Below are 6202 nucleotides of genomic sequence, written 5' to 3' on the forward strand. Positions count from 1 at the left end.
GCACCTCGTAGACCGGGTCGACCACTACTCCTCCCCCGACTCGGCGTCGGGCACGAACAGCGGCTCGCCGTACTCCTCCACGCCGAAGTCACCGATCCGCTCCTGCACCTCGGGCTCCAGGAGCCACGTCGACAGGTCCTCGGCGCACGGGGCTGTCTCCTCGCGATCGACGACGATCACGTGGTAGAAGTTCTGGAGGTCGTCGGAGCCCTCGAACGTGATCGCGGCGTCGAGGTTCGCGGTGGCTAGGAACGTGCCCCGGTCGGTGAGCGAGTACGCCGACTTCTGGCCCGCGATCGTGAGGGTCTCGCCCATCCCCTGGCCGGTCTCGAAGTACCAGTCGCCGGCGGGCTCGACCCCGGACTCCTCCCAGAGTGCGAGCTCCTTGGCGTGCGTGCCGGAGTCGTCGCCCCGCGAGGCGAAGGGCGCCTCCGCCTCGGCTATCCGGGTCAGGGCCTCGGTGGCGTCGGCAGCGCCCTCGACCTTCGCCGGGTCGGCCTCTGGCCCCATGATCACGAAGTCGTTGTGCATGACCGGCTCCCGGCTCACGCCGTGACCATCGTCCATGAACTCCTCCTCCGCATCCGGGGAGTGCACGAGGAGGACGTCGGCGTCGCCCCGCGCCCCCAGCTCGAGGGCCTCTCCCGAGCCCACGGCGACGGTCTTCATCGTGCAGCCGCTCTCCTCCTCGAAGTCCGGCAGCAGCTCGTCGAGCAGCCCGGAGTCCTGGGTGCTCGTGGTGGTGGCGAGGATGGCCTCGGTCTCACCGTCCGAGCCGCCAGAGCATCCGCTGGCCATCAAGACACCCGCGGCAGCGACTGCGGCAAGCAGCGCGTTCGACCTCATGCGGCCACCCGAACCTCTCCGCTGCGGTCCAGGTCGTAGCCACCGAGGCGCGTGAGCCTGTCCTGGACGACGCTGCTGGCGAGCACGTCGAGCACCGGCAGCAGGAGCTCGAGCGACTCAGGGGCCACCGCCAGCTCGAAGTCCTCCCACTCCACGGGAATGAAGTCGGCACCGATCGCCTCGGCGGAGGCCTGCACGGCCAGTCCCGCGTCGGCGGCACCCGTCGAGACGGCGACGGCTATACCCAGGTGCGAGCCGAACTCGGCACCACCGGCAGGAAGGACGCCGACCGTCCGGAGCAGTCGGTCGAGGAGCAGCCGTGAACCGGTGCCGGGCGCGCGCCACGCGAGCGTGCGGCCCGCCAGGTCCTCGACACCTGCGATGCCCAGCGGGTTGCCGCCAGAGACGACGATGCCCTGCTGCCGACGCCACAGGTGGACCACGGTGGCCGGCTCTCCGCCGAGCACCCGGCGCACGAACGGGTCGTTGGCCGCGCCCGTCCGGCCGTCACGAAGGTGCACCGCGGCGGCGTCCACCGAGCCGCGAGCCAGCTGCGCCAGCCCTGCCACGCTGCCCGCACTCTGCGTGGACCGCTGGATGGTCGGGCCCACCGCATTCACCAGGTAGTCAAGACCGGGGTCGTCGCTGCCGGCCAGCCGGACGGCTCCGGTGGCGGAGCGGAAGGCCAGCGCTCGTGCCAGCGCGTCCTCGGTCACGACCGCGGTCGAGCGCGGACGCCCCTCGATCACGCCGGCCTCGCGCAGCAGAGCGTGGGCCCGGGCTGCGGTGCCCGGTGAGCACCGCAGCTCCTCGGCCAGGGCGCGGACGCTGGGGACAGGGTCGCCCGGAACGAGCGAGCCGGCCACCACACGGGCCGCGAACTTGGCTGCCAGTGCGTGCGGCAGCTGTGCTATCTGTGTCATGTATACAGACTACAGATCACCGGATGCGGGCGCCAGACTCCGCCGTGTCGTACCCCCCCAACGAAGCGATGGAGTCGTGGAAGCCGGGTGCGGCGAGCAGCTCCCACAGCGGCGCGAGCAATGGATCGTCGAGGGCGGCGACGTCGAGCACCAGGTCGTAGGGCTCCTTGGCCACCGGGACGAAGTCGAGCCCGAAGGCCCGGGCCGCGGCCAGGATGCCGAGACCGCAGTCGGCCCGTCCGGCGGCCACGGCCGCTGCGACGGCGAGGTGGGTGGGCTCCTCGCGGGCGTAGCCCTGCACCTCACCCGGGTCGACGCCGAGCCGGGACAGCTCGTGGTCGAGCAGCATCCTGGTGCCCGCGCCGCGCTGACGGTTCACGTACGACAAGCGGCCGTCGGCGAGGTCGGCGAGGCCGGCGACGCCTCGTGGATTGCCCGGAGGCACGATCAGACCCTGCTCACGATGGACGAGACGCACGACCGCCAGGTCGCGCCCGGGCATCATGTCCTCGAGGTACGGCAGCGTGTACGTGCCTGTGGCCGGGTGCAGCAGGTGTGACCCTGCGACGTGGCACAGGCCGTCGCGCACGGCGACCAGGCCCCCGAGCGACCCGACGTTGGTGGAGACCAGGCTCAGCGTCGGATCGGTGGCACGCAAGGCGTTGGCGGCGAGGTCGAGGACCAGGTCGTGGGAGCCGATGGCCACGATGGTGCGCTCGATCTCCGGCAGTGCCCGCAGCAGCTCCACGGACACCCGCTCGCCCGCATGGTGCCCCTCGATCCCGGCCGGCACCCGGAGCAGTCCGTCGGCCCGCACCAGTGAGGTCAGTACCCCGGCGCCGCGGGGCAGCGGAGAGGCGACGACCTCGCCATGCACCGCGCCCAGCCGCACCCGCACCCAGTCGTCCATCCCGATCACCGACGGCAGCTTGCGAGCCAGGCGGGCGCTCACGCTGGGACGCCGGGACGGAGCCACGCCCTCGAGCCCTGCGAGGAGAGGGGTCGCGAAGATGTCGAAGGTCAGCGCGGCCGAGACCGGGTAGCCCGGGCAGCCGATCACGGGGGTCTCGTCGACGACGCCCAGCACGACCGGGTGCCCGGGCCGGACCGCGACTCCGTGCACGGCCAGCACACCGAGGTCGGCCACCACGCCGGCGGTGTAGTCGTCGCGACCGGCGCTCGAGCCCGCCACCACGACGACCAGATCGGCCTGCGCCGCCGCGGTCCGGACCGCGGTCCCGATCCGCTCGACGTCGTCGGGCTCGATCGGGGTCGCCCACGCCTCGCACCCCGCCTCCCGCGCCTGGGCGACCAGCATCAGCGAGTTGGTGTCGAGGATCTCGCCGTGCTCCGGCACGCTGCCCACGGGCACGATCTCGTCGCCGGTGGGGACGACGACCACCCGCGGTCGGCGGCGTACGACGACCTCGGTCGCTCCGGCCGCCGCCGCGGAGGCGATGTCGACCGGCCGCATCCGGTGTCCCTCGGGCAGCAGCAGCTCGCCGGCACTCACGTCCTCCCCGATCGAGCGCTGGTGCTGGTAGGGCGGGACCGCCGCCATGATCTCCGCCGCGTCGCGCTCGTAGTGGACGTTCTCGCGCATCACGACGGCGTCGAAGCCCTCGGGAACCGGGTCGCCGGTGTCGACCACGACGTAGTGGTCCGGAGGCAACAGCTTGGGGGTGGTCGGCGAGGCTCCGCTCGTCTCCACCGAGCGCACCGCGATGCCGTCCATCGCCGCCAGGTCGGCGGCCGGTGAGGACCTGGTCGCCCAGACGGGCTCCGCGGTCACCCGGCCGAGAGCGTCGGCGACCGGCACCCGCACCGGGTCGAGCCGCTCGGGGCAGGCTGCCTCGCGGCAGGCGTCCAGCCACGCAGTGAACGCTGCGGCCGCTGGCACGTCGCTGACAAAGGGGCTGCTGGGGCCGGGGCGCGTCACGAGGAGATCGTCCTACACGTACAGGGTGACGGTCACTGCGGCTCCCGCGTCGAGCCCGGTCGCCGGCTCGGGCACCACCACGTACCCGTCAGCGGTGGTGAGCAGCGACAGGAGCGCCGAGTGACCGAAGATCGGGGTCGCCTCGCCATCGCGCAGCGTCACCTGGACGACGTCGAGCCGACCGGCCGCGGAGGCGAGCGGTCGGGACAGGGTGGCCGGCACGGTCGGCTCCGGCGCGGGCCTCTCGATCCCGCCCACGAGCCGCAGCACCGGGAGCCCGACCATCCGGAACACCACCAGTGCGGACAGCGGGTTGCCGGGCAGACCGAGCACCGGCACGCCGGCGACCTCGGCGAGCAGGGTGGGCTTCCCGGGCTTGATCGCGAGGCCGTGGCAGAACACCGTCGCGTCTCCCAACGCGTCGACCGCGGCCGTCGTCTCGTCGCGTGCGCCCACCGACGACCCCGCGGACACGACCACCAGGTCGTTCTCGGCCACCGCCTCGGCGAGCGTGGCGGTCAGCGCCTCCTGGTCGTCGGGGACGATGCCCCGGTAGTCGGGTACGCCGCCGGCCCGGGTCACCAGGCCGGCCAGGGCGGAGGCGGTGGCGTCTCGCACCTGGCCTGCGGCAAGGCGCTGGGTGTCGGCCGCAACCACCTCGTCGCCGGTCGACACGATCGCCACCCGCGGCCGGGCCCTGACCTCGAGATCGGTGACTCCAGCGGCAGCCAGCAGGCCGAGGTCCTGCGGACGCAGGGGGCGGCCCACCGGTGCGAGCACCGCACCCGCGACGACGTCCTCGTCGGCGCGGACGATGCCGTCACCCACCGCGACCGGTCTCGTCACCTCCACGGTGCCGGGCATGGTCACCTGCGTGTGCTCGACCATCACCACGGCGTCGGCGCCCTCAGGGATCGCTGCGCCGGTGGGGATCTGCAGTACGGCGCCCGGACGCACGGAGAGCTCGGGCACCGATCCCATCCGAACCTGACCGAGCACGTCGAGGTAGGACGGCAGCCCGTCACTGGCGCCGTAGGTGTCGGCTGCGCGGACGGCATACCCGTCGACCGTCGACCGCGCGAACCCGGGCAGCGCGTGGCCGGAGGTCACCGCCGACGCCGGCACCCGACCGAGCGCCTCGTCGCGCGGGACGCCCTCGACCCCGGTCCGCCGCTGCGGCCGAAACCCGGCGAGGGCGTCCGCGACGGACAACGCCGTGAAGAACTCAGTTCTTGCCGACACCGTCCACCTCGGCATTGGCCGAGCGCCCCAGGACACTGACCACCGGACCCAGTGCCACCTGGCCGAGACCGCAGATCGACGTCTTCCGCATGACCACCTCGAGCTCGAGCAACCGCTCACGCCGCTCGTCATCGAGCTCACCGCCGTTGCTCAGGGTGTCGGCGAGCAGGTTGTGGGCCTTCGTCGATCCGACCCGGCACGGCACGCACTTGCCGCACGACTCGTTGCGGAAGAAACGCAGGAGGTTCGTCGCAGCGGCGAGCGTGTTCGTGCCCTCGGCGATCACGACCATCGCGCCGGAGCCGAGCATGGTGCCGGCGTCCTGGAGTGTTCCGAAGTCGAGAGGAACATCGAGCTTGTCGGGGCCGATGAAGTTCGACGACGCCCCGCCGGGCTGCACCACGCCCAGAGCCCGGCCGCCGGAGACGCCACCGCACAGCTCGACGAGGTCGCCGACCGTCGTGCCCATCGGGACGCAGTAGACCCCCGGCTGCTCCACGTGACCGGAGACGGAGAAGAACTTCAGCCCGGTGCTGCCGTTCGTGCCCTGGGCGTTCCACCACTCGGCGCCGTTCATGGTGATGATCGGGACGTCGGCGAACGTCTCGACGGAGTTCATCAGCGTCGGCCGGCCCCAGAGCCCGTAGTTGCCCGGGAACGGCGGCTTGTTGCGCGGCTCGCCCCGATGGCCCTCCATGCACTCGAGAAGTGCCGTCTCCTCACCGAGGATGTAGCCGCCGGGCGAGGTGAACACGTCGACGATGAGCCGGCGCCCGGAGCCGAGCACGTCGTCGCCGAGCAGCCCCTCGCTGCGCAGGGTCTCGATCTCGGCGCGCAGCACCTGCTCCTCCGGGCCGTACTCGTGGCGGATGAAGACCCACCCCTCCTCGGCCCCGGTGACGACCATGCCCATGAGCATGCCCTCGAGCACCAGGTGCGGCTGCTCCGCGAGCAGCTGGCGGTCCTTGAACGTGCCCGGCTCGGACTCGTCGGCGTTGCAGACGAGGTACTTGTCCATCGCGCCCTTGGGCAGGAAGGAGGCCTTCTTGCCCATGGAGAAGCCGGCGCCGCCGCGGCCGCGCAGGCCGGAGTGCTCGAGCTCGGTGACGAGCGCCTCGCGCGGCATGGACAGCGCCTTGCGCAGCGTGTCGCCGTAGCCGCCGCGCCGGCGGTAGCCCTCGAGCGTCGGGAGGGTCGGGTCGTCGATGTCCTGGAAGAGGAGGTTCTGGCTCATGACTGCCTTGTGGCGTTG

Annotated in this window: 5 protein-coding genes; all 5 read right to left on the bottom strand. The window is 72.3% G+C overall.

Annotation, left to right across the window (positions count from 1 at the left end; translation table 11 throughout):
- Positions 1-24: 24 nt before the first annotated feature.
- Positions 25-798, bottom strand: coding sequence for a substrate-binding domain-containing protein (locus QZX64_RS10200; RefSeq protein WP_295659159.1), 774 nt, complete (start codon positions 796-798; stop codon positions 25-27).
- Positions 799-842: 44 nt separating this feature from the next.
- Positions 843-1769, bottom strand: coding sequence for a substrate-binding domain-containing protein (locus QZX64_RS10205; protein ID WP_295659162.1), 927 nt, complete (start codon positions 1767-1769; stop codon positions 843-845).
- 16 nt (positions 1770-1785) lie between these two features.
- Entirely contained in the window at positions 1786-3669 is a 1884-nt protein-coding gene (locus tag QZX64_RS10210; RefSeq protein ID WP_295659165.1) for a molybdopterin biosynthesis protein, read from the bottom strand.
- A gap of 51 nt (positions 3670-3720) precedes the next feature.
- Positions 3721-4950: a gephyrin-like molybdotransferase Glp gene (gene glp, locus QZX64_RS10215; RefSeq protein ID WP_295659168.1), complete on the bottom strand. Its 1230-nt coding sequence runs from the start codon at positions 4948-4950 to the stop codon at positions 3721-3723.
- A partial coding sequence (locus QZX64_RS10220) for an NADH-quinone oxidoreductase subunit F (protein WP_295659171.1) occupies positions 4934-6202 on the bottom strand: 1269 nt, incomplete at its 5' end. The genes glp and QZX64_RS10220, both read right to left, overlap by 17 nt.

It is taken from the genome of uncultured Nocardioides sp. (assembly GCF_902805925.1).
Classification (GTDB): Bacteria; Actinomycetota; Actinomycetes; order Propionibacteriales; family Nocardioidaceae; genus Nocardioides.

What these genes read in the sequence shown, in the direction of transcription:
- QZX64_RS10200 (WP_295659159.1), bottom strand. Translation starts at nt 798, where the DNA reads ATGGCCAGCGGATGCTCTGGCGGCTCGGACGGTGAGACCGAGGCCATC.
- QZX64_RS10205 (WP_295659162.1), bottom strand. Translation starts at nt 1,769, where the DNA reads ATGACACAGATAGCACAGCTGCCGCACGCACTGGCAGCCAAGTTCGCG.